The 26,321-nt window shown below is 59.1% G+C and carries 25 protein-coding genes; 16 read left to right on the forward strand and 9 right to left on the reverse strand.

Annotated features, from left to right (window positions below; translation table 11 throughout):
- Positions 1-217 precede the first annotated feature (217 nt).
- Positions 218-2,131 (forward strand): 5-dehydro-2-deoxygluconokinase, encoded by a 1,914-nt coding sequence (gene iolC, locus NWP14_RS22175; RefSeq protein WP_095104257.1) that lies wholly within the window; start codon positions 218-220, stop codon positions 2,129-2,131.
- Positions 2,132-2,280: 149 nt separating this feature from the next.
- A complete protein-coding gene (locus NWP14_RS22180; RefSeq protein WP_095104259.1) occupies positions 2,281-3,135 on the forward strand; it encodes a MurR/RpiR family transcriptional regulator in 855 nt (284 codons plus the stop codon).
- Positions 3,136-3,344: 209 nt separating this feature from the next.
- On the opposite strand, the gene iolB is transcribed toward NWP14_RS22180, so the two are convergent.
- The gene (gene iolB, locus NWP14_RS22185; RefSeq protein ID WP_375216019.1) at positions 3,345-4,154 is read right to left on the reverse strand and encodes a 5-deoxy-glucuronate isomerase; all 810 of its coding nucleotides are present in this window, start codon (positions 4,152-4,154) and stop codon (positions 3,345-3,347) included.
- Between the two features lie 18 nt (positions 4,155-4,172).
- A complete protein-coding gene (locus tag NWP14_RS22190; protein WP_095104263.1) occupies positions 4,173-5,678 on the reverse strand; it encodes a CoA-acylating methylmalonate-semialdehyde dehydrogenase in 1,506 nt (501 codons plus the stop codon).
- A 351-nt stretch (positions 5,679-6,029) separates the two neighbouring features.
- On the opposite strand from NWP14_RS22190, the gene NWP14_RS22195 reads away from it, so the two are divergent.
- On the forward strand, positions 6,030-6,851 hold the full coding sequence (locus NWP14_RS22195; protein ID WP_375216020.1) for a TIM barrel protein: 822 nt from the start codon (positions 6,030-6,032) through the stop codon (positions 6,849-6,851).
- Positions 6,852-6,950: 99 nt separating this feature from the next.
- On the forward strand, positions 6,951-8,453 hold the full coding sequence (locus tag NWP14_RS22200) for a helicase HerA-like C-terminal domain-containing protein (protein ID WP_375216021.1): 1,503 nt from the start codon (positions 6,951-6,953) through the stop codon (positions 8,451-8,453).
- 40 nt (positions 8,454-8,493) lie between these two features.
- Here NWP14_RS22200 and lptG read toward each other — a convergent pair whose 3' ends face one another.
- Complete coding sequence (gene lptG / locus NWP14_RS22205; RefSeq protein WP_095104269.1) at positions 8,494-9,576, reverse strand: LPS export ABC transporter permease LptG; 1,083 nt, start codon at positions 9,574-9,576, stop codon at positions 8,494-8,496.
- Positions 9,576-10,673 carry an LPS export ABC transporter permease LptF gene (gene lptF / locus NWP14_RS22210; protein ID WP_095104271.1) on the reverse strand — a complete coding sequence of 366 codons (1,098 nt, stop codon included), beginning with the start codon at positions 10,671-10,673 and terminating at the stop codon, positions 9,576-9,578. Before lptF ends, lptG begins: the two co-directional genes overlap by 1 nt.
- 267 nt (positions 10,674-10,940) lie before the next feature.
- Between lptF and pepA the strand changes: the two genes are divergently transcribed.
- The 4 genes from pepA to NWP14_RS22230 all read left to right on the forward strand — a co-directional run bounded on the left by pepA (position 10,941) and on the right by NWP14_RS22230 (position 16,617).
- Positions 10,941-12,452: a leucyl aminopeptidase gene (gene pepA, locus NWP14_RS22215; protein ID WP_095104273.1), complete on the forward strand. Its 1,512-nt coding sequence runs from the start codon at positions 10,941-10,943 to the stop codon at positions 12,450-12,452.
- 191 nt (positions 12,453-12,643) lie between these two features.
- Positions 12,644-13,087, forward strand: coding sequence for a DNA polymerase III subunit chi (gene holC, locus NWP14_RS22220; RefSeq protein ID WP_095104275.1), 444 nt, complete (start codon positions 12,644-12,646; stop codon positions 13,085-13,087).
- Positions 13,087-15,942 (forward strand): valine--tRNA ligase, encoded by a 2,856-nt coding sequence (locus NWP14_RS22225; RefSeq protein ID WP_375216022.1) that lies wholly within the window; start codon positions 13,087-13,089, stop codon positions 15,940-15,942. The genes holC and NWP14_RS22225 overlap by 1 nt, the downstream gene beginning before the upstream one ends.
- A 171-nt stretch (positions 15,943-16,113) precedes the next feature.
- Entirely contained in the window at positions 16,114-16,617 is a 504-nt protein-coding gene (locus tag NWP14_RS22230) for a GNAT family N-acetyltransferase (RefSeq protein WP_133601045.1), read from the forward strand.
- A gap of 70 nt (positions 16,618-16,687) precedes the next feature.
- Here NWP14_RS22230 and miaE read toward each other — a convergent pair whose 3' ends face one another.
- Both miaE and rraB read right to left on the reverse strand, forming a co-directional pair.
- Complete coding sequence (gene miaE / locus NWP14_RS22235) at positions 16,688-17,452, reverse strand: tRNA isopentenyl-2-thiomethyl-A-37 hydroxylase MiaE (protein WP_095104281.1); 765 nt, start codon at positions 17,450-17,452, stop codon at positions 16,688-16,690.
- A 49-nt stretch (positions 17,453-17,501) separates the two neighbouring features.
- Positions 17,502-17,927 (reverse strand): ribonuclease E inhibitor RraB, encoded by a 426-nt coding sequence (gene rraB / locus NWP14_RS22240; RefSeq protein ID WP_095104283.1) that lies wholly within the window; start codon positions 17,925-17,927, stop codon positions 17,502-17,504.
- 98 nt (positions 17,928-18,025) lie between these two features.
- Between rraB and NWP14_RS22245 the strand changes: the two genes are divergently transcribed.
- Positions 18,026-18,121 carry a hypothetical protein gene (locus NWP14_RS22245; protein ID WP_223261819.1) on the forward strand — a complete coding sequence of 32 codons (96 nt, stop codon included), beginning with the start codon at positions 18,026-18,028 and terminating at the stop codon, positions 18,119-18,121.
- Positions 18,091-19,095 (forward strand): ornithine carbamoyltransferase, encoded by a 1,005-nt coding sequence (gene argF, locus NWP14_RS22250; RefSeq protein WP_095104285.1) that lies wholly within the window; start codon positions 18,091-18,093, stop codon positions 19,093-19,095. Before NWP14_RS22245 ends, argF begins: the two co-directional genes overlap by 31 nt.
- A 101-nt stretch (positions 19,096-19,196) precedes the next feature.
- Here the strand turns inward: argF and NWP14_RS22255 are convergent, their stop codons facing one another.
- Entirely contained in the window at positions 19,197-19,649 is a 453-nt protein-coding gene (locus tag NWP14_RS22255; protein WP_095104287.1) for a YhcH/YjgK/YiaL family protein, read from the reverse strand.
- Positions 19,650-19,843: 194 nt separating this feature from the next.
- On the opposite strand from NWP14_RS22255, the gene NWP14_RS22260 reads away from it, so the two are divergent.
- The 5 genes from NWP14_RS22260 to ridA all read left to right on the forward strand — a co-directional run bounded on the left by NWP14_RS22260 (position 19,844) and on the right by ridA (position 21,939).
- Entirely contained in the window at positions 19,844-19,948 is a 105-nt protein-coding gene (locus tag NWP14_RS22260; RefSeq protein WP_080773194.1) for a pyrBI operon leader peptide, read from the forward strand.
- The gene (locus tag NWP14_RS22265) at positions 19,923-19,982 is read left to right on the forward strand and encodes a pyrBI operon leader peptide (protein WP_112150686.1); all 60 of its coding nucleotides are present in this window, start codon (positions 19,923-19,925) and stop codon (positions 19,980-19,982) included. The genes NWP14_RS22260 and NWP14_RS22265 overlap by 26 nt, the downstream gene beginning before the upstream one ends.
- Before the next feature lie 2 nt (positions 19,983-19,984).
- Positions 19,985-20,920, forward strand: coding sequence for an aspartate carbamoyltransferase (pyrB, locus tag NWP14_RS22270; RefSeq protein WP_095104289.1), 936 nt, complete (start codon positions 19,985-19,987; stop codon positions 20,918-20,920).
- Positions 20,921-20,932: 12 nt separating this feature from the next.
- A complete protein-coding gene (gene pyrI, locus NWP14_RS22275) occupies positions 20,933-21,394 on the forward strand; it encodes an aspartate carbamoyltransferase regulatory subunit (RefSeq protein WP_095104291.1) in 462 nt (153 codons plus the stop codon).
- A 158-nt stretch (positions 21,395-21,552) separates the two neighbouring features.
- Positions 21,553-21,939 (forward strand): 2-iminobutanoate/2-iminopropanoate deaminase, encoded by a 387-nt coding sequence (ridA, locus tag NWP14_RS22280; protein ID WP_076946998.1) that lies wholly within the window; start codon positions 21,553-21,555, stop codon positions 21,937-21,939.
- 48 nt (positions 21,940-21,987) lie between these two features.
- Here ridA and NWP14_RS22285 read toward each other — a convergent pair whose 3' ends face one another.
- A complete protein-coding gene (locus NWP14_RS22285; RefSeq protein ID WP_095104293.1) occupies positions 21,988-22,896 on the reverse strand; it encodes a LysR substrate-binding domain-containing protein in 909 nt (302 codons plus the stop codon).
- Between the two features lie 95 nt (positions 22,897-22,991).
- On the opposite strand from NWP14_RS22285, the gene NWP14_RS22290 reads away from it, so the two are divergent.
- Entirely contained in the window at positions 22,992-23,852 is an 861-nt protein-coding gene (locus NWP14_RS22290) for an aldo/keto reductase family oxidoreductase (RefSeq protein ID WP_375216023.1), read from the forward strand.
- Between the two features lie 70 nt (positions 23,853-23,922).
- Here NWP14_RS22290 and NWP14_RS22295 read toward each other — a convergent pair whose 3' ends face one another.
- Positions 23,923-26,316, reverse strand: coding sequence for a beta-N-acetylhexosaminidase (locus NWP14_RS22295; protein WP_375216024.1), 2,394 nt, complete (start codon positions 26,314-26,316; stop codon positions 23,923-23,925).
- Positions 26,317-26,321: the final 5 nt, after the last annotated feature.

The raw sequence follows: 26,321 nt of genomic DNA on the forward strand, positions 1-26,321 counted from the left end.
GCGGGAGCAGCCAGCGCTGGCGATCCTTTGTATAATGGGGCCCGGCGCCGCAGAGTGGTAGATCCCTCACACTTTTGGTTTTTTAATTTCGATCCAATTTGCAAATGAAATATTTATTTCTCAAACTAAGGGGAATCGTTCACCCTCAGGCTGTTTGTGGAGACCTCGTCGATATCGACCCTTCCGTACAGCAGGCATGCAAAAGGAAACCCTAGCTATGAATGCAGCAGTAAAGCGGCTCGACGTCATCTGTATTGGCCGGGTGGCTGTCGACCTCTATGCCCAGCAGATTGGCGCAAGGCTGGAAGACGTCGCCAGTTTCTCTAAATATCTGGGCGGCTCCTCCGGCAACGTGGCCTTTGGCACCGCCATTCAGGGCTTAAAATCGGCGATGCTTGCCCGCGTGGGTGATGAGCACAATGGCCGCTTTTTACGTGAAACGTTAAGCCGTGCCGGAGTCGATACCGAATATCTGATCACCGACCAGCAGCGTCTCACCGCGCTGGTGATGCTGGGGATTAAAGATCAGGAAACCTTTCCGCTGATTTTTTACCGCGACAACTGCGCCGACATGGCGCTGACGCCGGAAGATATTAAGGAAGAATACATCGCCTCCTCCCGGGCGCTGGCGATCACAGGTACGCACCTTTCACATGCCAATACCCGCGCAGCGGTGCTGAAAGCGCTGGAGTACGCCCGTCGCCACGGCCTGCGGACGGCGTTGGATATCGACTATCGCCCGGTGCTGTGGGGATTAACCTCGCCCGGCGATGGTGAAACGCGTTTCATTGCTTCCGGTTCAGTCACCCGTCAGCTGCAGGAAGTGCTACATCTGTTCGATTTAGTGGTCGGTACAGAAGAAGAGTTTCATATTGCCGGGGGCAGCACCGATACGCTGACGGCGCTGAAAAACGTCCGCCACGCCACCAAAGCCACCCTGGTGTGCAAGCGCGGTCCGATGGGCTGCGTGGTGCTGGAAGGCGAGATCCCCGACGGCTGGGACAGCGTGCCGCTGCAGCAGGGCGTGCGGGTGGAGGTGCTCAACGTGCTGGGCGCCGGCGATGCCTTTATGTCCGGCCTGCTGCGCGGCTGGCTGAACGACGAGGGCTGGGAGCAGGCCTGCCGCTACGCTAACGCCTGCGGGGCGCTGGTTGTCTCACGCCACGGCTGCGCGCCGGCGATGCCGACCAAGGTTGAGCTGGATGACTATCTGCTGCGCGCGGAATCGGTCCCGCGTCCGGATCTCGACGCGCGGCTGAACCATCTGCATCGGGTGACCAGCCGCCGCCAGCAGTGGCCCGAGCTGTGCATTTTCGCCTTTGACCACCGCAAGCAGCTGGCGGAGCTGGTGCAGGAAACCGGCCGCGATGCGGCCTGCATCCCTCAGCTCAAGCTGCTGCTGCTGGCCGCCGCCGAAGCGGCGGCGCAGGAGGCGGGGCTCGATCGGCGCAGCGGTATCCTCGCCGATGGCACCTACGGCCAGCGCGCGCTGAACGCCATTACCGGCAAAGGCTGGTGGATCGGGCGGCCAATCGAGCTGCCGGGTTCGCGCCCGCTGCGTCTTGAGCACGGGAATATCGGCTCTCAGCTGATCGACTGGCCGCTGGAACAGGTGGTTAAGTGCCTGGTCTTCTATCATCCGGCCGACCCGGCGGCGCTGCGCGCCGAGCAGGATGCGCTGCTGCTGGAGGTCTGGCAGGCCTGCAATAAGTCCGGGCACGAGCTGCTGCTGGAAGTGATCCTGCCGGAGAGCGGGCCGGATAAGGACGAGCGCCACTATTACGCCATGCTGGAACATTTTTACCAGCTCGGTATCCAGCCCGACTGGTGGAAGCTGCCGCCGCTCTCCAGCGCGAACTGGGAGAAGATCGCCGCGCTGATCGCACGCGAAGATAGCCTGTGCCGCGGGATCCTGATCCTTGGCCTCGACGCATCCCCCGATCGCCTGCGCGCCGGATTCGCCGAAGCCGCGAATCACCCTATCATCAAAGGCTTTGCCGTCGGCCGCACCATCTTTGGTCAGCCTTCGCGCCGCTGGATGCAGGGTGAGCTTAGCGATGAGGCGCTGATCGATGAGGTGAAACGCAACTACCTGGCGCTTATCGGCTACTGGCGCGAAGCCCGCCGCTAATCCTCTTCAGCCCGCACCTTCCCCCTCCGGAGCGGGCTTTTTCGATTTCTTCGTGAAATGAATCGCGTATTTCATCGCAAAAAATGAAAAATTCGCTTCATTTGGTACACTGGACGTTATATTTCTTTCATTTCATCAGAGCGCAACTTATGGCCAATAATCCAACCCAACTTACCATCCTGCAGGATGAGATCAGGCGTCGCTACGATACGTTAAGCAAACGCTTAAAACAGGTGGCGCGCTATATTCTGGATAACAGCAATAGCGTGGCTTTCGATACCGTCGCGTCTATCGCCCAGCAGGCCGACGTTCCGCCATCAACCCTGATTCGTTTCGCTAATGCTTTTGGCTTCAGCGGCTTTAACGAAATGAAGCAGATGTTCAGACAGCATCTGATGGAAGAGACCGCCAACTATACCGAGCGCGCGCGCCTGTTCCGCCAGACCACCAACGATGAGAGCTCGCCGCCGGAAACGCCGACCGAAATTCTCAATATGTTTACCATGGTCAATACCCAGGCGCTGCAGCAGCTTGCCATGCAGACCTCGGGCGACGATCTTGAGCGCGCGGTGGCCCTGCTGGCGGAAGCGGAGAATATCTACGTTATCGGCCTGCGCCGCTCGTTTAGCGTCGCCTCCTATCTGACCTACGCCCTGCGCCATCTCGATCGTAAGGCCTTCCTGATTGACGGGCTCGGCGGCATGTTTACCGAGCAGCTGAGCCTGGTCGGCCCAAAAGATGTGGTGGTGGCGGTCAGCTTCTCGCCTTACGCCCGCGAAGTGGTTGAGCTGGTTGAGCTGGGCGCTCAGCGCAAGGCGCGGCAAATCGCCATCACCGACAGCCAGGTCAGCCCGCTCGCGGCATTTAGCGACGTCTGCTTCGTAGTGCGCGAGGCCCAGGTTGACGGGTTCCGCTCGCAGGTTGCTTCGCTGTGTCTCGCCCAAACGCTGGCGGTTTCGCTGGCCCTCAACAGCAGCAAAGAGCCGCAGGCCCAGCAGGCCTGATGCCCCGCCTCCCCGGAGGCGGCGCCCGCGCCCGTCCGGGCAACAACGACCGATCCTTCTTCCCTCTCCCGGATTGCGGCGTCAGCGCCTTCTCCGGGCTACCGCCGCACTCCTCGTCGCCCCGCTCAGGCAGCGCGACCGGGAAGGCTTCGGCAAGAAAAAAGGCCGGTTAGAGAATCTAACCGGCCCTGCATAGCGTTCATAGCGTATCAGTCGTGGCGAGGATAGTCGGGGCTATTGATCCACGCGTGATCCTCTTCCCAGCTAAACAGCCACCGGCGATCCGGCCCGGCCATCACGTTCAGATAATAGCTGTCATAGCCGGCGATCGCCGCCACCGGATGATAGCCGCGCGGCACCATCACCACGTCGTGGTTGTAAGGCGCCATGCAGGCATCCAGGCTGCGATCATCGGTATAGACGCGCTGGAAGGCAAACCCCTGCGGCGGGTCGAAGCGGTGATAGTAGGTCTCTTCCAGCTGGGTCTCCCGACCCGGCAGCGCGGTATCGTGCTTATGCGACGGCCACGAGCTGGTGGCCCCCTCATCGGTGTAGACCTCGACCACCAGCAGGCAGTCAGCCTGCGCGCTATCCGGCAGAATATTGTGCACCCGGCGCTGGTTGCGCCCTTTCCCGCGATGCTCAACGCCAACCTCCTGCGGGCGAATCACCCGAGCCGGGAAGCTCCCCTTACCCGGCGCGCTGCATACCGCCAGCTCCAGATCGGAATCGGCGGTGACCTCGACTTTATCCTGCGGCGGTACGTAGACCGACCACGGCGGCGTGCGCTCAAACGGCGACATCCGCTGGCCGAGGTCCGGGAAATCGGCCTTCGTCGTTTTGACCGATGCCAGCCCGGCAACCAGCACCAGGCACAGCTCGCGCTCGCCGCTTTCCAGCATCACGCTTTGTCCTTTCTTCAGCATCCAGACGTCAAAGCCGATATAGCGCCAGCCGGCGCTTTGCGGCGTAATATGCTGGATCTGCCCCTCTTTTTGCGATTTAGCCAGTAACGACATGGCGCTCTCCTTCGCCGATTAGCCTAAAGTCGGCATGCTGAATTCAGATACGGTTTGCTGCCCTTCCGGCCAGCGGACGGTGGCGGTTTTCATGCGCGTGTAGAAACGAACGCCGTCCGGCCCGTGTACGTTCAGGGCGCCAAAGACGGAGCGCTTCCAGCCGCCAAAGCTGTGGAACGCCATCGGTACCGGCACCGGCACGTTGACCCCGACCATCCCGGCCTGCACGTCGTGCACGAATTCACGCGCGGTGTGACCGCTGCTGGTAAAGACGGCGCTACCGTTGCCAAACTCGTGGCTGTTCACCAGCTCCAGCGCGCTGTGATAGTCGGCGACGCGCACAATCCCCAGCACCGGCCCGAAAATCTCTTCCCGCCAGATGGTCATCTCCGGCGTCACGTTATCAAACAGCGTCCCGCCGACGTAGTAGCCTTCATCATAACCCGCCACCCGCGGCTTACGGCCGTCGACGACCAGCTTCGCGCCTTCGCTGACGCCCTTATCAATATAGCCCAGCACTTTTTTCTGATGGCTGTCGGAAACCACCGGGCCCATTTCGTTCTCTTCTTTACCGCGCATGCAGCCAGGGCCGACCTTCAGCGCCTGCACCAGCGGCTGCAGGCGCGCAATCAGCTTATCCGCCGTTGCATCGCCAACGGCGACCACCACCGGCAGCGCCATGCAGCGTTCGCCCGCCGACCCAAACGCGCCGCCCATAATCGCGTTCACCGTGGCATCCAGGTCCGCATCCGGCATCACGATCGCATGGTTTTTCGCCGCGCCGAACGCCTGCACGCGCTTACCGTGAGCGCTGGCGGTTTTGTAGATATGCTCCGCCACGCCGGAGGAGCCCACAAAGCTGACCGCCGCAATGCGCGGGTCGGTGTAGAGCTGCCCGGCGTCTTCGTTGCTGCAGTGAATCACGTTAAAGACGCCATCCGGCAGGCCAGCTTCTTTTAGCAGTTCAGCAAGGCGCACCGCAGCGGTAGGCGCCAGCGCGGGAGGCTTGAGGATAAAGCTGTTGCCGCAGGCCAGCGCGAGCGGGAACATCCACATCGGCACCATTGCCGGGAAGTTAAACGGCGTAATCCCCGCCACCACGCCCAGCGGCTGCATCAGGGAATAGCTATCCACGCCGGTACCGACGTCGGAGGAATACTCGCCTTTAATCAGGTGCGGGATCCCGCAGGCAAACTCGACCACTTCCAGGCCGCGGGTCAGCTCGCCCAGCGCATCCGACCACACCTTACCGTGCTCGCTAACGATGATCCCCGCCAGCTCATCGGCATGTTGTTCCAGCAGCATTTTAAAGTTGAACAGCACCCGGGCGCGGCGCAGCGGCGTGGTACGCGACCAGCTTTCAAACGCGTCGCGCGCGACCTGAATGGCGTCAGAGACCTCCTGGGCGGTGGAGAGCGTGACTTCGCGCACCACTTTTCCCGTCGCCGGGTCAAACACCGGCATCGTTTCATTGCTGCTGCTGGTAACGGTCTGCCCGCCAATAAAGTTTCCTGTGATCGTCATGTTCTCGCCTCATGGTGTGGAAGGCCAACGCTGCGGCCCATCTCCGATTTTGCTGTGCTATAACCGTAGTAAAATGAAATGTATATTTCAACATAGATATAAAATGAAATTCTAATTTGGTGATGATGGTCGCAATTTTCAGCAATAACGCTTCTGTTCCGGCAACAAAGCGCGATCGTCCGGCAACAGACGCTGCGGCCTTTTGACCGGACGCGCATCGGCTCTTTAGCGCACGCTATTTTGCGAGGCAGCTCAAATAATCACCATTTCACTCATTGCCAATTTTGAAATAAACGTTTTGACTAGTAGGTAATCGAACGAACCTACTTCATCCTGTTCCCGGAGAGTAAAATGGCTATTGCCCAGCACCGCTTCTGTATTAATCGCAAGATCGCCCCTTCGCTGAATATCGAGTCCTTCTTTCGCCTGGTGCATAGCCTCGGGCTGAACAAAGTCGAGCTGCGCAATGATTTACCCGGCGGAAAGGTGACGGACGACCTCAGCGCCCGCCAGGTGCGCGAACTGGCAGAGCGCTACCACATTGAGATTCTGACCATCAATGCGGTTTATCCCTTCAACTGCCGTACGCCGGAGGTGCGCAGCCTGACCGAATCCCTGCTGAAGGAGGCGCAGGCCGTTGGCGCGAAATCGCTGGTACTCTGCCCGCTCAACGACGGCAGCGCGGTGTCCACCGACGAGACGCTGAGCGCGCTTCGCGAGCTGGCGCCGCTGTTCTCTTTTTACGGCATCCAGGGGCTGGTTGAGCCGCTGGGCTTTCCGCAAAGCTCGCTGCGTTCGGCGGCGCAGGCGCAAACGTTTATTCACGATGCCCGCGTGCCGTTTAAGCTGCTGATCGATACGTTCCACCACCATCTCTACCCGCAGGCGGATGAGGAGTTTAGCCAGCTGGAGATCGACGCCATCGGCCTGGTCCATCTCTCCGGCGTCGAGGATAGCCGCCCGCGCGACCTGCTGACCGACGATGAGCGCATCATGCTGACGCCTGGCGACAGGCTGGAAACCTGCGAGCAGGTCAAAAATCTGGAAGCGCGCGGCTATCGGGGGGTTTACGCCTTCGAGCCGTTTGCGCCGGAGCTGGCGAACTGGCGCGAAGACGACATCCGTCGTGAGGTGGAGCAGAGCATCGCGCTGCTTCAGCAGCGCTGCGCCTGAAGAAAACCGACGCCCGCGCCGGGGTAAAGTGTCGATTCCTCTCACCTCTTTGCGACGAGTCTGCCTATAATCGACGCAGGATAAATGGAGGAATCGACCATGAGCTCACCCCTGCTGATTGCGCGTACGCTGGAAAAACAGCTGCATCTACTTCCCGGAATGGCCAACCGTCACGGCCTGATCACCGGGGCCACCGGTACCGGTAAAACCGTCACCCTGCAAAAGCTGGCGGAGTCATTTTCCGAAATCGGCGTACCGGTATTTATGGCCGACGTGAAGGGCGACCTCACCGGTATTGCCGAGGAGGGCCAGAGCAGCGAAAAGCTGCAGGCGCGGCTGGACAAAATCGGCGTCAGCGACTGGCAGCCGCACGCTAACCCGGTGGTGGTGTGGGATATTTTCGGCGAGAAGGGCCACCCGCTTCGCGCCACGGTCTCCGACCTCGGGCCGCTGCTGCTGGCGCGCCTGCTGAACCTCAACGAGGTCCAGTCCGGGGTGCTGAATATCATTTTCCGCATTGCCGACGATCGCGGCCTGCTGCTGCTCGACTTTAAAGATCTGCGCGCCATTACCCAGTACATCGGCGATAACGCGAAAACCTTCCAGAACCAGTACGGCAACATCAGCAGCGCCTCGGTGGGAGCGATCCAGCGCGGCCTGCTGACGCTTGAGCAGCAGGGCGCGGAGCACTTCTTCGGCGAGCCGATGCTGGATATCGCGGACTGGATGCGCGTTGATGCCAACGGCAAAGGGGTGATTAATATCCTCAGCGCCGAAAAGCTGTATCAGATGCCGAAGCTGTACGCGGCCAGCCTGCTGTGGATGCTCTCGGAACTCTACGAGCGCCTGCCGGAAGCCGGCGATCTGGACAAACCGAAGCTGGTCTTTTTCTTCGACGAAGCGCACCTGCTGTTTAACGATGCGCCGCAGGTTTTACTCGATAAAATCGAACAGGTTATCCGCCTGATCCGCTCCAAGGCGGTGGGGGTTTACTTCGTTTCGCAAAACCCGGCGGATATCCCCGACGCGGTGCTCGGCCAGCTGGGTAACCGGGTGCAGCACGCCCTGCGCGCCTTCACGCCGAAGGATCAGAAGGCGGTAAAAACGGCGGCGCAAACCATGCGCGCCAATCCGGCGTTCAGTACCGAACAGGCCATTCAGGAGCTGGGCACCGGCGAGGCGCTGGTTTCGTTCCTCGACGAGAAGGGCAGCCCTTCAGTGGTAGAGCGCGCGATGGTTATCGCCCCCTGCTCGCGGATGGGGCCGGTCACGGACGATGAGCGTAACGGGCTGATTAACCACTCCGCGCTGTACGGAAAATATGAGGAGGAGGTCGATCGCGAGTCGGCGTTTGAAATGCTGCAAAAAGGGGTGCAGGCCACCACCGAGCAGCAGGACGCGCCGCCGGCCAAAGGCCAGCAGAGCAGCGACGACGACGGACTGCTCGGCGGCCTGAAGGATATTCTGTTTGGTACCACCGGCCCACGCGGCGGCAAGCGCGACGGTATTGTGCAAACGGCGGCCAAAAGCGCGGTGCGTCAGGTGACGAATCAGATAGTGAGAGGGATGCTGGGAAGCTTACTCGGCGGGCGAAAACGTTAGGTTAATGTCCCCCTCTCCGCGCCGGAGAGGGGGAGGCGCGCTAGCTTTTTCTCATCATCAGCCAGAGGCTTATCAGGAAGAAGCTGGCGCTCGGCAGCAGCGCGCCGATGATCGGCGGAATGCCGTAGACCAGGGTCAGCGGGCCAAAAATCTGGTCCAGCACGTAGAAGATAAAGCCGAAGCTGATCCCGGTGACCACCCTCACGCCCATCGCCACGCTACGCAGCGGACCAAAGATAAACGACAGCGCCATCAGCATCATTACCGCCACCGACAGCGGCTGGAAGATCTTGCTCCACATATTGAGCTGGTAGCGGCCAGGGTCCTGACCGCTGGACTTCAGATAGGTGACGTAGTTATGCAGGCCGCTAATCGACAGCGCGTCGGGATCCAGCGCCACCACGCCCAGCTTATCCGGCGTCAGTTTGGTATTCCAGGTGCCGCTGACCATCTGCGAACCGGTGATCTGTTTCGGGTCGGTCAGGTTGGACTCATCGACCTGCGACAGGCGCCAGACCTTATTCTCGCTATCGAATTTCGCCGACGCGGCGTAGCGGACCGACTGCAGGCGCCGCGCATCGTTGAAGGCGTAGATGCTCACGCCGCCCAGCTCATCGTTGCCCTTCACCCGTTCGATATAGACAAAATTGTGGCCGTCTTTCGCCCACAGGCCCTGCTGAGTTGAAAGCAGCGAGCCGCCGTACATCTGCTGAGCGCGGTAGTTACGCGCCATCTGCTCGCCCTGCGGCGCAACCCATTCCCCCATCGCCATCGTCAGCAAAACCAGCGGGATAGCGGTTTTCATCACCGCCAGCGCCACCTGCAAACGAGTGAAGCCGGAGGCCTGCATCACCACCAGCTCGCTGCGCTGCGCCAGCGCGCCGAGGCCAAGCAGCGCCCCGAGCAGCGCCGCCATCGGGAAGAATATCTGCACATCTTTCGGCACGCTGAGAAGGGTATATAGCCCGGCGCCCAGCGCATCGTAGCTGCCCTGCCCGGCTTTTTTCAGCTGATCGACAAACTTGATAATGCCCGACAGCGAAACCAGCATGAACAGCGTCATCATGATGGTGTTGAAAATCGTCTTACCGATGTAACGGTCAAGTACGCCAAACGCCTGCATCACGCCGCTCCTTTGTTAAAACGGGCACGGAAGCGACGCATTGGCACCGTATCCCACAGGTTCAACAGCACCGCCAGCGCGAAATAGAGCAGGTTGATGCCCCACATCCAGATCATCGGGTCCATTTTACCTTTGCCGCCGTTCGACTTAATCGAGGTTTGCAGCAGGAAGAAGACCAGGTAAAGCAGCATTGCCGGCAGCATCGACAGCACGCGGCCCTGGCGCGGGTTGACGACGCTCAGCGGAACCACCATCAGCGCCATGATAAAGACGGTCGCCACCAGCGTGAAGCGCCAGTGCAGCTCGGCGCGAGCGCGATCGGTCTGGGTATGCCACAGCGTGCGCATATCCATCTGTTCGGTGTCATCGGGATCCGACGTCACCGCCTGGTGGCCGACAATCGCCTGATAGTTTTTGAAATCGGTGATGCGGAAATCGCGCAGCATCGCGGTGCCCTCAAAGCGGGTACCCTGATTCATGGTCACCACCTGCGAGCCGTCTTTCTGCTGCGAGAGTTCGCCTGAATCGGCGACCACCACCGACGGACGGGCGTTGCCTTTCGGCCGCAGCTGCGCAAGGAATACGTCCTGGAAACGCTTGCCGTTAACGCTTTCAATAAACAGCACCGCGCTACCGTCGCTGGCCTGCTGGAACTGGCCCTGGGCCAGCGCGGCCATGCCGGGGTTAGCTTTAGCTTCCGACAGCACTTCATCCTGATGACGGGACGACCACGGCCCCGCCCACATCACGTTTACCGCCGCGACTGCGCCGGTGAACAGCGCGAGGATCATCGCCGCCTTCACCAGTACCGCTTTGCTCAGGCCGCAGGCGTGCATCACCGTGATTTCGCTTTCGGTATAGAGTTTGCCCAGCGTCATCAGCAGCCCGAGGAACAGGCTCAGGGGCAGGATCAGCTGCGCCATCTCCGGAATGCCCAGCCCTAACAGCGAGAGCACCAGATTTGTCGGGATCTCGCCATCTACCGCAGCGCCGAGGATCCTGACCAGTTTCTGACAAAAGAAAATGAGTAACAGGATGAATAGGATCGCCAACTGGCTTTTCAGCGTCTCACGAACCAGATATCTTATGATTATCACTATAAATACGCCCGTAAAAACCCGTCTTATTGCAGGAAAATTGCTTGTTTCATGGCTTAAACGTCATTTATTCTCTTTGGTCGTCGAAAACATCGCTAAGATTAAATGACTCATCGGTTCTGCGTATCAGGTTTTTTTCTGACGAACCAAGGCCGTAATAACGTTAAGATTAACACGAAGTCACCACAACAGCGGACATGAGTTACGAAAGCTTTCAATTCTATCCGTAGCCACCGTCGTTGTCTTTAAGATTCAGGAGCGTAGTGCATGGAGTTCAGTGTAAAAAGCGGTAGCCCGGAGAAGCAGCGGAGTGCCTGTATCGTGGTCGGCGTCTTCGAACCGCGTCGCCTCTCCCCCATTGCCGAACAACTCGATAAAATCAGTGACGGCTATATCAGCGCCCTGCTGCGTCGCGGTGAACTGGAAGGTAAGCCAGGCCAGACGCTGCTGCTCCACCATGTGCCAAATATTCTGTCAGAGCGCATTCTGCTGATTGGATGTGGCAAAGAGCGCGAGCTGGATGAGCGCCAGTACAAGCAGGTGATCCAAAAAACCATTAATACCCTGAATGATACCGGGTCGATGGAAGCGGTTTGTTTTCTGACCGAGCTGCATGTCAAAGGACGTAACAACTACTGGAAAGTTCGCCAGGCCGTTGAGACCGCCAAAGAGACGCTGTACAGCTTCGATCAGCTGAAGACCAACAAGAGCGAGCCGCGTCGTCCGCTGCGTAAAATGGTCTTCAACGTGCCAACCCGCCGCGAGCTGACCAGCGGCGAGCGCGCAATCCAGCACGGCCTGGCCATCGCCTCAGGGATCAAAGCGGCAAAAGATCTCGGTAACATGCCGCCGAACATCTGCAACGCGGCCTATCTGGCCTCGCAGGCGCGCCAGCTGGCGGATACTTACAGCAAAAACGTCATCACCCGCGTGATCGGCGAACAGCAGATGCGCGAGCTGGGGATGAACTCTTACCTTGCGGTCGGCAACGGTTCGCAGAACGAATCGCTGATGTCGGTGATTGAGTACAAAGGCAACCCGTCGGAAGACGCGCGACCGATCGTGCTGGTCGGTAAAGGCCTGACGTTCGACTCCGGCGGTATCTCCATCAAGCCTGCCGAAGGCATGGACGAGATGAAGTACGACATGTGCGGCGCGGCGGCGGTGTACGGCGTCATGCGCATGGTGGCCGAGCTGCAGCTGCCGCTGAACGTCATCGGCGTACTGGCGGGCTGTGAAAACATGCCCGGCGGCCGCGCCTATCGCCCAGGCGACGTTCTGACCACGATGTCCGGCCAGACGGTTGAGGTGCTGAATACCGATGCCGAAGGCCGCCTGGTGCTCTGCGACGTCCTGACCTACGTAGAGCGCTTCGAACCGGAAGCGGTCATTGACGTGGCGACGCTGACCGGCGCCTGCGTGATTGCCCTGGGGCACCATATCACCGGCCTGATGTCGAACCACAATCCGCTGGCCCATGAGCTGATTGGCGCATCTGAACTGGCGGGCGACCGCGCGTGGCGTCTGCCGCTGGGCGACGAGTTCCAGGATCAGCTGGAGTCTAACTTTGCGGATATGGCCAACATCGGCGGCCGTCCTGGCGGGGCTATTACCGCCGGCTGCTTCCTGTCGCGCTTCACCCGCAAGTACAACTGGGCGCACCTCGATATCGCCGGCACCGCATGGCGTTCGGGTAAAGCCAAAGGCGCGACCGGTCGTCCGGTGGCGCTGCTGTCGCAGTTCCTGCTCAACCGCGCCGGGTTCACTGGCGAAGAGTAATCTTGCGGGCCGGATAGCGCGACGCTTATCCGGCCCGTGAGTTCGAGCAATTAGAATTCTGTACCCTATGGATTTCGAGTTGCATCGCGGCGGCAGAGCGGAGCACACTCCCGCCAGCATAGTTTACTCTGCGGCTGGAGTGCCCAAAGGCAGCCAACCAAGAGGCAACGGGAAAGACAACGGGTAGAGATATGAAGAACGCAACCTTTTATCTTCTGGACAATGACGCGCAGCAGGACGGTTTAAGCGCCGTCGAACAGCTGGTGTGTGAGATTGCCGCAGAACGCTGGCGCAGCGGCAAACGCGTGCTGATCGCCTGTGAAGATGAGCAGCAGGCCATTCGCCTCGACGAAGCGCTGTGGACGCGGCCACCGGAGAGTTTTGTCCCGCACAATCTGGCGGGAGAAGGCCCCAGAGGCGGCGCGCCGGTGGAGGTCGCCTGGCCGCAGAAGCGCAACAGCAGCCCGCGGGACATCCTGATCAGTCTGCGGGTAAACTTTGCAGATTTTGCCACCGCTTTCACAGAAGTGATAGACTTTGTCCCTTACGAAGACTCTCTGAAACAACTGGCGCGCGAACGCTACAAAGCGTACCGCATGGCTGGTTTCAACCTGAACACGGCAACCTGGAAATAATGGAAAAGACATACAACCCACAAGATATCGAACAGCCGCTTTACGAGCACTGGGAAAAGCAGGGCTATTTCAAACCGAATGGTGATGAAAGCCAGGAGAGCTTCTGCATCATGATCCCACCGCCGAACGTCACCGGCAGTTTGCATATGGGTCATGCCTTCCAGCAAACCATCATGGATACCATGATTCGCTACCAGCGTATGCAGGGTAAAAATACTCTGTGGCAGGCCGGTACCGACCACGCGGGTATCGCAACCCAGATGGTGGTTGAACGTAAGATTGCCGCCGAAGAAGGTAAAACCCGCCACGATTACGGTCGCGACGCCTTTATCGATAAAATCTGGCAGTGGAAAGCGGAATCCGGCGGCACCATTACCCGTCAGATGCGCCGCCTGGGCAACTCCGTGGACTGGGAGCGCGAGCGCTTCACCATGGATGAAGGCCTCTCCAACGCCGTGAAGGAAGTCTTTGTCCGCCTGTACAAAGAAGATCTGATCTACCGCGGCAAGCGCCTGGTCAACTGGGACCCGAAGCTGCGCACCGCGATTTCCGACCTCGAAGTGGAAAACCGCGAGTCTAAAGGCTCCATGTGGCACATCCGCTACCCGCTGGCCGACGGCGCGAAAACCGCCGACGGCAAAGATTACCTGGTGGTCGCCACCACTCGTCCGGAAACCGTGCTCGGCGATACCGGCGTGGCGGTTAACCCGGAAGATCCGCGCTATAAAGACCTGATCGGCAAATTCGTTATTCTGCCGCTGGTTGACCGCCGCATTCCAGTCGTGGGCGATGAACACGCCGATATGGAAAAGGGCACCGGCTGCGTGAAGATCACCCCGGCGCACGACTTTAACGACTACGAAGTCGGTAAACGTCACGGCCTGCCGATGATCAATATCCTGACCTTTGACGGCGATATCCGTGAAAGCGCGGAAGTGTACGACAGCAAAGGCAACGAGTCTGACGCCTACCCCAACGAGATCCCGGCTCAGTTCCAGAATCTGGAACGTTTTGCCGCGCGTAAAGCGGTGGTTGCCGCCGTTGACGCGCTGGGCCTGTTAGAAGAGATTAAACCGCACGACCTGACCGTACCGTACGGCGATCGCGGCGGCGTGGTTATCGAGCCGATGCTGACCGATCAGTGGTACGTTCGTGCCGACGTTTTGGCAAAACCGGCGGTTGAAGCGGTTGAGAACGGCGACATTCAGTTCGTGCCTAAGCAGTACGAAAACATGTATTTCTCCTGGATGCGCGATATTCAGGACTGGTGTATCTCCCGTCAGCTGTGGTGGGGCCACCGCATCCCGGCATGGTACGACAACGAAGGCAACGTCTACGTTGGCCGTAACGAAGACGAAGTGCGCCAGGAAAACAACCTCTCCGCCGACGTGGCGCTGCGCCAGGACGACGACGTTCTCGATACCTGGTTCTCCTCCGCGCTGTGGACGTTCTCCACCCTCGGCTGGCCGGAAAACACCGACGTGCTGCGTCAGTTCCACCCAACCAGCGTGATGGTATCCGGCTTCGACATCATCTTCTTCTGGATTGCCCGCATGATCATGATGACCATGCACTTCATCAAAGATGAAAACGGCAAGCCGCAGGTACCGTTTAAGACCGTCTACATGACCGGCCTGATTCGCGATGACGAAGGCCAGAAGATGTCCAAATCCAAGGGTAACGTCATTGACCCGCTGGATATGGTCGACGGTATTTCCCTGGCTGACCTGCTGGAAAAACGCACCGGCAACATGATGCAGCCGCAGCTGGCGGAAAAAATCGCTAAGCGTACCGAAAAACAGTTCCCGGACGGCATCGAGCCGCACGGTACCGACGCCCTGCGCTTCACCCTGGCGGCGCTGGCCTCTACCGGCCGCGACATCAACTGGGATATGAAGCGCCTGGAAGGTTACCGTAACTTCTGTAACAAGCTGTGGAACGCCAGCCGTTTCGTGCTGATGAATACCGAAGATCAGGATTGCGGCTTCAACGGCGGCGCAATGGAGCTCTCTCTGGCCGACCGCTGGATCCTTGCGGAATTTAACCAGACCATCAAAGCGTACCGCGAAGCGCTGGATAACTTCCGCTTCGATATTGCCGCGGGCATTCTGTACGAGTTCACCTGGAACCAGTTCTGCGACTGGTATCTGGAGCTGACCAAGCCGGTGATGAACGGCGGCACCGAGGCCGAGCTGCGCGGTACCCGCAATACGCTGGTAACCGTGCTGGAAGGCCTGCTGCGCCTGGCGCACCCGATCATTCCGTTTATCACTGAAACCATCTGGCAGCGCGTGAAGGTCATCTGCGGCGTGACGGCCGATACCATCATGCTGCAGCCGTTCCCGCAGTACGATGCATCGCAGGTTGATGAAGCCGCGGCTTCCGATACCGAGTGGCTGAAGCAGGCAATCATCGCCGTGCGTAACATTCGCGCGGAAATGAACATTGCCCCAGGCAAACCGCTGGAGCTTCTGCTGCGCGGCTGTAGCAACGATGCGATTCGTCGCGTAAACGACAACCGCAGCTTCCTGCTGAACCTGGCGCGACTGGAAAGCATCACCGTGCTGGCTGCCGATGATAAAGGCCCGGTTTCGGTCGCCAAGATCATCGACGGCGCCGAGCTGCTGATCCCGATGGCCGGCCTTATCGACAAAGACGCCGAGCTGGCGCGTCTGGCGAAAGAAGTGGCGAAAGTCGAAGCGGAAATCGGCCGTATCGAAAGCAAGCTCTCCAACGAAGGCTTTGTCGCCCGCGCGCCGGAAGCGGTCATTGCTAAAGAGCGTGAAAAGCTGGAAGGTTATGCGGAAGCGAAAACCAAGCTGGTTGAACAGCAGGCCGTGATCGCCGCGCTGTAATCCTCTGCCCCTTGTCCGACCGGGCAAGGGGCACAATCACCGCGGATACCACGCGCTGAAGACCCCAGGTTGCAGCACAAACGCCCGTCGCGTTGAACAGCGCTTGCGCTGCCCCCTTTTCCGATGTTATTAACAACAACATCATCCGCCATTTTTGCTATGAGTAATCGTATGAATACGATCGCGACCATCACGGTGTCGCTGCGCCGGATCACCGCGCAAGACAATGCGGCTATCGCCGGCGTTATTCGCCAGGTTTCAGCCGAATACGGGCTGACCGCCGATAAAGGCTATACGGTAGCCGACCCTAATCTGGATGAGCTTTTCCAGCTCTACAGCCAGCCGGGTTCCGCATACTGGGTGGTGGAGCAGAATGGTCAGGTGGTCGGCGGCGGCGGCGTGGCGCCATTGGCCCACAGCGAGCCCGATATCTGCGAGCTGCAGAAAATGTACTTTATGACTTCGGCCCGCGGACAGGGGCTGGCGAAAAAGCTGGCGCTGCTCGCGCTGGATCATGCCCGCGAGCAGGGTTTCAGGCGCTGCTACCTGGAAACGACCGCCTTCCTGAAGGAAGCGGTGGGTTTATATGAGCACCTTGGCTTCGAGCATATCGACGGGCCGCTAGGCCATACCGGCCACGTTGATTGCGAAGTTCGGATGCTTAAAACGCTGTAATTTACGCCTCCCCGGCCGCGCTGCGCCTACCGGGGACCCGCCCTCATCCCGTTGCTCCGGGAACCCCGCTTCAGGCCGCCACCGGCACTCCGCTATGAAAGCGAATCTCGGCCTCCGGCGCGTTAATCAACGCGGCTTCCGCGGCGCCCAGCTGGCGCACGCGCTCGCTGATATCGTCTCCGGCAATCTGCTGCGCCAGGCGCAGATAATCCTCGAAGTGGCGCGCTTCCGAGCGCAGCAGCGACAGATAGAACTTCTGCAGGTCGTCGTCCAGCCACGGCGCCAGGGCGGCAAAGCGCTCGCAGGAGCGCGCTTCGATATAGGCCCCGCAAATCAGCTTATCGATCAGCATCGCCGGCTCATGGGATCGCACCTCCCGGCGTAATCCGCGGGCGTAGCTGCTGGCGGTGATTTTGACGTAAGGAATGTCGTGCGCCAGCATTATCTCGCGCACCTGCCAAAAGTGATGCAACTCTTCTTTAATCAGCAGCACCATACTGTCAATCAGCTGGCGCCCCCACGGGTCGTCCGTATGCGGCATCGTGCTTTTATTTATCTGCTTATGCAGCGCGACGAAATCCGGCTCCGGGCCCCAGCGGTAGGTAAAGTCCTCGTACGGCTTCAGGCAGGCCAGCAGCTCATCGGCGCCCTCTTTATCCGCCACATATTTACGCACCAGCAGCATGGCGTTTTGCGCCGCTTTCAGCTCGCAAACCATATGATCGGTGAGCAGCAGCGGCAGGTGTTCCGGCTTACGAGCTTCATCAATCCACGCTTGCGGAGTTGTACAGTGCAGGAAGTTGAGTATGGGGGAGAGTATTTGCGGGTAATCCATCGAGATTCCTTGCTATACGGCGGCAGATACCGCCGTATCCATCAGCGGCTTAGTGACGTACGCCGTCGTCATCTTCATCGACGAAATCTTCGTCATCGTCTTCGTCGCCATCTTCACCGTTAGGGTCTTCGAAGTAGGTGCCCCAACCGTCATACTCCACGCCAAACTTTTCTGCCAGCGTCAGCAGCTGTTCAACCTGGGCGTCAATCAGCTCAACCTTCAGCGCGCTCTCGCTCAGGATGTCGCAGCAAATAACGGTTTCGCCTTCTTCGACTTCCAGCTCTTCCGGCTCGGTCACTTCATAACCCAGCTTGAAGGCTTCTACCGCAACTTTTTCCAGCGTTTCGAAGTCGTCGGCGGAGAGATGATGCTCGATGGTGTACAGCGCGTCCGGATCGCTGCCGTCTTCGAGCAGCTCTTCAATAATCAGACGCGTTTCTTCACGCTGTTCTTCCAGTAGTTCCGGGTTTGCCATGGCTCGTTCCTCTTAATGTGCGGCAGTTACTTCTATTGTCACATACCGCCGTGATTGCCTCCACCTTTGTGCGAAAGATTTGTGTCGCGGGGTTGCAAATGAATATTCATACATATAAAGTGAATTTTAATTCAATAAGTGGTTTAAACCATGCGAGGGAAACATGTCCACGTTTTATCAGAAGCATTTTTTGAAGTTGCTTGATTTTACACCTGCAGAAATCACGGCCCTGCTCAAGCTGGCGACCAGACTCAAAACCGATAAAAAAAACAGTATTGAAATCCAGCATCTCGCCGGCAAAAACATCGCGCTCATCTTCGAAAAAGACTCTACCCGCACACGATGCTCTTTCGAAGTTGCCGCATTCGATCAGGGCGCGCGCGTAACCTACCTCGGGCCAAGCGGCAGCCAAATCGGCCATAAAGAGTCAATTAAAGATACCGCCCGCGTGCTGGGCCGGATGTATGACGGTATTCAGTATCGCGGCCACGGCCAGGAAGTGGTTGAAACCCTCGCCCAATACGCCGGCGTGCCGGTGTGGAACGGCCTGACCAACGAATTTCACCCTACCCAGCTGCTGGCGGATCTGCTGACCATGCAGGAACATCTGCCGGGGAAAGCGTTCAACGAAATGACCCTTGCGTATGCTGGCGACGCGCGTAATAACATGGGCAATTCGATGCTCGAAGCGGCGGCACTTACCGGACTGGATCTGCGTCTCGTCGCGCCGTCGGCCTGCTGGCCGGAAGAGAGCCTGGTGGCCGAGTGCAAAGCGCTGGCGCAAAAGAACGGCGGCAACATCACCCTGACCGAAGATATCGCCGCCGGCGTGAAGGGCGCGGACTTTATCTACACCGACGTTTGGGTATCGATGGGCGAAGCCAAAGAGAAGTGGGCCGAGCGTATCGCCCAGCTGCGTGACTATCAGGTGAACAGCAGCATGATGGCGCTGACCGGCAATCCGCAGGTGAAGTTCCTCCACTGCCTGCCGGCGTTCCACGACGATCAAACCGCGCTTGGCAAGCAGATGGCCGCCGAGTTCGGGCTGCACGGCGGCATGGAGGTCACCGACGAGGTGTTTGAATCTGCGGCGAGCATCGTCTTCGATCAGGCCGAAAACCGCATGCATACCATCAAGGCGGTGATGGTCGCGACCTTGAGTAAATAACCCGGCGGGAATTTCCCGGAGGCGGCGCGCAGCGCCTTATCCGGGCTACCGCACCGGCCCGTCGCCCCGGTAAGTGCAGCACGACCGGGGATTGACGGCGCTTAGCCCATCAGCATCTTCACCACCGCTTTGCGCACTTTGGCGGGCGAGCCCACCGCACACAGCGGCTTATGCACCTCCCCCGGATAAAACACCACAAAATCTCCCGCGCTGAGAATCATGGTTTTCTCCTGCTCGCCGGCGGCAAGGAACGCAATGTCTTTATCCGCCAGCCAGTCGATATCCGGCGTCCCGGCGGGCCGGGTACTGAAGGTCATCCCCTCCTCGCCCTGCAGCACAATCTGGATATCCAGGTAGCGCGCGTGATACTCGGCGCGGCGCTCGCTGAGCGCTTCGGTAGTGTCCTGCGAAATCAGATAAAACAGATTGTTGCCGTCAATATCATGCTTACCGAGCGGCGTCTCCTCGCTGACGTGAGCCTTAACATATTCGATAGCCTGGCGCAGCGGTTCCGGTAGCCAGGCCTGCAGATGATAAATGTTCCCGACGATCATAATAACCCTCAAATATAAAACAGCTTTTCATTTCTGATTTTTATACGCCCCTTGCGACTGCCATACCACCACTTTTTAACGCTTTTTTGCGCTGACGCGGCGTTATCGAAGCAAACGTTTACCTGTTTGTGGACTAATCGCTTGATCCGAAATTTGAGCTGCGTATAATGCCGGTCGATTTGCCGGGAGGAAGCATGGTCTATTGCGTACGACATTCTGTCTTACCGCGTCTGAAAACAGGCGCTGGCGTAGCGTTTTTCTTTCCGTTGCTCAATGAATTCTCGAAGCCCCTTATTTAAGGGGCTTTTTTTTTGCCCAGGCGTCAGGAGATAAACATGGCTAACCCGCTATATCAAAAACATATCATTTCCATAAACGATCTCAGCCGCGAAGACCTTGAACTGGTCCTAGCGACCGCTGCAAAGCTGAAAGCGCGCCCGCAGCCGGAACTGCTGAAGCACAAGGTTATCGCCAGCTGTTTCTTTGAAGCCTCCACCCGCACCCGACTGTCGTTCGAAACCTCAATGCATCGCCTCGGCGCCAGCGTGGTAGGCTTCTCCGACAGCAGCAACACCTCGTTGGGCAAAAAAGGCGAAACCCTCGCCGACACCATTTCGGTCATCAGCACCTACGTTGACGCCATCGTGATGCGTCATCCGCAGGAAGGCGCGTCGCGGCTGGCAACCGAATTCTCCGGCGGAATTCCGGTGCTCAACGCCGGCGACGGCGCCAATCAGCACCCGACGCAAACCCTGCTGGATCTGTTCACCATCCAGGAAACCCAGGGCCGCCTGGAAAACCTTAACGTGGCGATGGTCGGCGACCTTAAATACGGCCGCACAGTGCACTCCCTGACCCAGGCGCTGGCGAAATTTAACGGCAACCGCTTCTACTTTATCGCCCCTGACGCGCTGGCCATGCCGCAGTACATCCTCGATATGCTTGATGAGAAAGGGATTGCCTGGAGCGTACATAGCGCCATTGATGAGGTCATGGAGGAGGTCGATATTCTGTATATGACCCGCGTACAGAAAGAGCGCCTCGACCCGTCGGAATATGCCAACGTGAAGGCGCAGTTTGTGCTGCGCGCCGCCGATCTGGAAGGCGCCCGCGACAATATGAAAGTGCTGCACCCGCTGCCACGCATTGACGAAATCACCACCGATGTTGATAAAACGCCGCACGCCTGGTACTTCCAGCAGGCTGGCAACGGCATCTTCGCACGCCAGGCGTTACTGGCACTGGTACTAACTAGCGAGCTGGCTCTGTAAGGGGAAACGACCATGACACATGATAATAAACTGCAGGTAGAAGCCATTAAGCGTGGCACCGTCATCGACCACATCCCCGCGCAGGTGGGCTTTAAGCTGCTGACGCTGTTCAAGCTGACCGAAACCGACCAGCGCATCACCATCGGCCTGAATCTGCCATCGGGAGAAATGGGCCGCAAGGATCTGATTAAAATCGAGAATACCTTCCTCACCGACGAGCAGGTCAACCAGCTGTCGCTGTACGCCCCGCTTGCGACGGTCAACCGTATCGACGATTACGAAGTGGTCGGCAAGTCGCGGCCTAACCTGCCGGATCGGATTAACAACGTGCTGGTGTGCCCGAACAGCAACTGTATCAGCCACGCCGAGCCCGTTTCATCCAGTTTTGCGGTGAAAAAACGCGAAAACGACATCGCTCTGAAGTGCAAATATTGTGAAAAAGAGTTTTCACATTATGTGGTTCTGGCCGACTAATTGAGGTTGGTATTGGCAACCCGGCTCCCTATAATGGCCGGGTCCTTACGCGCTATCCTTCAAGCTGCTTCCTTGACGGCGACTCGCCCCCTGCCGCGTCGATGCAACTCGAAGGATGCTGCGTCACTTCTTAATTAAGCTGTTATTCAGGAGAACTCATGTCTAAAACTATCGCGACGGAAAATGCACCCGCAGCTATCGGCCCGTACGTTCAGGGTGTTGATCTGGGTAGCATGATCATCACTTCCGGCCAGATCCCGGTTGATCCTAAAACGGGTAGCGTACCGGAAGATGTTGCCGCTCAGGCGCGCCAGTCTCTGGACAACGTAAAGGCTATCGTTGAAGCGGCAGGCCTGAAAGTGGGCGATATCGTTAAAACCACCGTATTCGTCAAAGACCTGAACGACTTCGCCACCGTGAACGCCGCTTATGAAGCGTTTTTCACCGAACATGATGCGACCTTCCCGGCACGCTCCTGCGTCGAAGTTGCGCGTCTGCCGAAAGACGTGAAGATTGAGATTGAAGCGATCGCGATTCGTCGCTGATTGTTCGGCCCTCTCCGCTGCGGAGAGGGCTATCTTCGGCGATTCATCTCATGACGACGCATTCATCTCGCGCACAAAATCAATAAACGCCTGCAGGGGCACGGGGATCAGGCGACGATCGTTGTAGTAAAGATAGGGCCCGGAGAACGACAGCCACCACGGCTGTAGTATTGCCTCGAGCTGGCCGCTGGCGATAGCGGGCCGCAGCCACTCTTCGAACAGATAGATAACGCCAATACCGGCAATCGCGGACTCGACCGCCAGGTCGACTGCGCTACCGACGCTCACCACCAGCGGGCCATTCACCTGTACGCTGTAGCTCTCTCCCTCACGCTCAAACTCCCACGCCGGCATGACGCCCGTGGCGTAACGGCCGCGTATACATTGATGGCGCATCAAATCGCGCGGATGCGTTGGTCTGCCATGCTGGCTTAAATACGCCGGGGCAGCGGCAGTGGCAAAGCGCTGGCGACGCGGGCCGATAGGAAGGGCAATCACATCCTGTTCGAGCCGCTCGTCATAGCGAATGCCGGCATCGCAGCCGTCACGAAACACATCCTGGACGTTACTTTCGGCGACGATCTCCAGCTGAATATTGGGATAACGGCGGATAAACTCCGGCACCAGAGAGGGCAATACCAGCCGCGCGGCGCTGACCGGCACGTTCAGCCGCAGCGTGCCGCCGGGAGTATTACGATAGCGATTGAGCGAATCCAGCGCGGCGTCCACTTCATTCATGGCCGGAAGCAGGCGCTCAATCAGCGCCCTGCCGGCCTCGGTCAACACCACGGTGCGCGTGGTGCGATGAAACAGCCTGATACCAAGCTGCTCTTCCGCACGACGCACCGCATCGCTTAGCCGCGACGCGCTGCTGCCGGTGATCCTTGCGGCCTCGCGAAATCCCCCGGCCTTCGCCACTTCTACCACCGCATGCAGCAAACCAATATCCATCGACACTGTGCGCCACCTCGTACAGGTTGTTCTTATTTAGCTGGATAGTTGCACAGCGCATTCACCGATACAATCGAAACACACTCATACAGGAGAGCACCATGTCAAAACCCACAATGACTTACCGCCTCGGCGACCGCGAAGTTAACCGTTTAGGCTATGGCGCAATGCAGCTGGCAGGCCCGGGCGTTTTTGGCCCGGTGAAGGATGAAGCGCGGGCAATTCAGGTTCTTCGTGACGCCGTCGCCTCCGGCGTTAACCACATTGATACCAGCGATTTTTACGGCCCGCATGAGACCAACCGGCTGATTAAAAAAGCGCTACATCCCTATTCCGACGACCTGAGCATCGTCACTAAAGTTGGCGCACGGCGGGATGACAAAGGCGGGTGGCTCCCGGCCTTCAGTCCGCAAGAGCTGACCCGCGCGGTAGAAGATAACTTACAGAATCTGGGGCTGGACGCCATGCAGGTGGTGAATCTGCGCAGCATGCATGACGTCCACACGCCGAAGGAAGGCTCGCTGGAAAAAGAGCTGGAAACGCTGATTCAGCTGAAAGAGCGCGGATTAATCCGTCATATTGGCCTGAGTAATGTGACCGCCAAACAGATCGTCGATGCGCAAAAGATGACGCCGATTGTCTGCGTTCAGAATATGTATAACCTTGCCAACCGGCAGGACGACGAGCTGGTCGATAGCCTGGCCGCGCAGGGGATCGCCTACGTGCCGTTCTTCCCGCTCGGTGGTTTCTCGCCGCTACAGTCCGCGCTGCTCGATGACGTCGCCAGCGAATTACAGGCAACGCCCATGCAGGTCGCCCTCGCCTGGCTGCTCAAGCGCTCGCCCAATATTCTGCTGATCCCCGGCACGTCATCGCCGCAGCATTTGCAGGAGAACCTGGCAAGCGCGCAAATTGCACTGTCCGATGAGGTGATGAAAAAGCTGAACGGGATCGTTGGCTAAGCTGCCGGGCTCTACGGAAAGCGAACTCTGCTACCATGCCGGCCCCGGGGCCGGCATGGTCATATATCACCTACTCGACCTTCGTCGCCCGCAGCAGTTTCTCCAGCGGATAGACCGCCGCAATCACCAGCTCATCCTGGGTTTTCGCCGCCTCATCCAGCTGCGCCTGCACCGACGCATACTCCTTATCATCCAGCGTTCCCTGGCGAGCCACCAGGTCCGTCAGGCGCATCCCCAGCGTCGCCAGCTTATCAACCTGCTGCACCACCGGGCCGATCGCCGCCAGCTGATAGCTGCTTTCAGTTAGCGCCAGCGCATCGGCGGTATTATTTTGCCAGCGGGTAAAGACATGACGCAGCGCGTCCGCGCTTTCGCTATCTTCCGCATCGCTAATCAGCCTTTCGGCCCAGCGGTTAAGGCTGCGCACTGTGTCGCTCTCCGCCGGCAGCGCGTCGGCCAGCCGGTTCAGCGGCTCGAACTGATGATAGTTGTTGGCCTGGAATTTCAGATGCTGGCGGGTGTAATAGTGCGCCGGTTCGATGGCCTGGACGAGGATCTGCAGCGCCAGGGTGCTGCCGCCGTTTGCCAGCCGGGTGAACTGCACCAGCTGCTGGCCGTGCTGCTGCAGGCCGACCGAGACCGTTGACCAGCCGTCCATCGCCTGCAGACGCTGGTACATATTGTCGCTGTCTTTGACATCCTGCGCCGACCACAGGCGCTCGGCGACCGCGAAGGTTCGCGGCCACAGCTTAATATCCAGCACCGGCGCCACCACGTTTTCCGCCCACAGCGCCGCTTCGCCGCCGAGCAGGTTCTTCTGCTGTTCGCCATCGGGAACCACCGGCTGGCTCCCCTCCGGCACCTCGTCCAGCCGCTGCCCGCTCACCGGATAGCGGACGTTGCCCAGCAGGAAGTAGCCGCCAAGCTTATCGTCGTTGACGGTCAGCACCGGGCGGGTTTCCCCCATCCAGGTATCGACGCTAAAGGTTATCTGGTTATCATTCAGCCATGCGATATCCTGCACCGCCCGTCGAGATTTTCCTTTAAAATCAATAAACCCGCGCCAGCCGCTCTCCCCTTTTACCAGCGTGAAGCTGCCTTCCACCGCGCTCCCCTTGAGCCGCGGCATCACGAAGCTCCAGCTTTGGGCGCTGTCGTTATCGGTAATGGTATCGACGCCGTTCAGCCCCTGCGGCACGATTTCATTGCGGTAGTGATAGGCGGTGTACTGCGGCTGATCGAGATAAAATCCGGTAGAGAGGATCCCGCGATAGCCGTGCTTCGCCACCTCCCCCAGCGCATCCTGCCCCTGCCACGACTGGATCAAAATGCTTTTCGGCAGATCGGGGTGATAGATTTCGTCCCAGCCCACCATCTGGCGACGATGTTTTTCGAGGATCGCCTCCAGCCTGCGGTTGAAGTACGCCTGCAGCGCGTGGCTGTCCGCCAGCCCCTTATCGCGCATAAATTTCTGGATCGCCGGGTTCGCCTGCCACTGGCTGTCGTCCACCTCATCCCCGCCAATATGCAGATAAGGGTCGGGGAAGATCGCCGCCAGCTCGCCGATCATCGCCTCGGCAAAGGCGTAAGTGGCCTCTTTGGTCGGGTCGAGCACCGGCTTAAGCACGCCCCAGTGGCGCTCCATTTGATAGGGGCCCGGCGCGCTCATCAGCTCCGGATAGGCCACCGCAATGGCCGAGGCGTGTCCCGGCATATCGATTTCCGGCACCACGCGGATGCCGCGATCCGTCGCGTAGCGCACGATCTCTTTCATCTGCGCCTGAGTGTAGAACAGCCCGTCGCTGGCCTGCTGCTGCAGCTTCGGGTAGCGCGTGGAGGCAAAGCGCCAGCCCTGATCGTCGGTCAGGTGCCAGTGGAAGACGTTGAGCTTGGCGGCCGCCATGCCGTCGATCTGCCGCTTAATGGCCTCCAGCGGCATAAAGTGGCGCGCGGAGTCCAGCAGCAGCCCGCGCCACGGGAAGCGCGGCGCATCGTCGATCGTGACGTAAGGAATGGCGGTATTCTCCGCGCCGTTCTGTATCAGCTGGAGCAGGGTTTCCATCCCGCGCAGGGCGCCGAAACGGGTGTTCGCCTTGAGGGTCACGCCCTCGGCGGTCACCTTCAGCTGGTAGCTTTCATCGCTGTCGGGGCGCGGAATGGCCGGGACCTTTTTGGCAATCACCACCGCAATAGTCGGCGTTTTCGCGGCGGTCATTTGCGGCTGCAGCGTCCAGCCGGTCTGGCGGGCGATGCGCTCGCGCCAGCGGCTGGCGGCATCCCCCAAATCGTCGCCGCTGACGTTCAGCGTCAGCTGATTATTCAGCACCAGCGCGCCCTGCGCCTGCGGGCGCTCGACGTGAGCCGGCCAGGGCATAAGCGGCAGGTCGCCCGCCGGTGCGGCGCAGGCCAGGCCGCTGAGAATTAATCCGCTGGTAAGCAGGCCATAGCGCACGGTGTTAAGCATGAGTT

It is taken from the genome of Klebsiella sp. C349492 (assembly GCF_042055345.1).
Lineage (GTDB): Bacteria > Pseudomonadota > Gammaproteobacteria > Enterobacterales > Enterobacteriaceae > Klebsiella > Klebsiella scottii.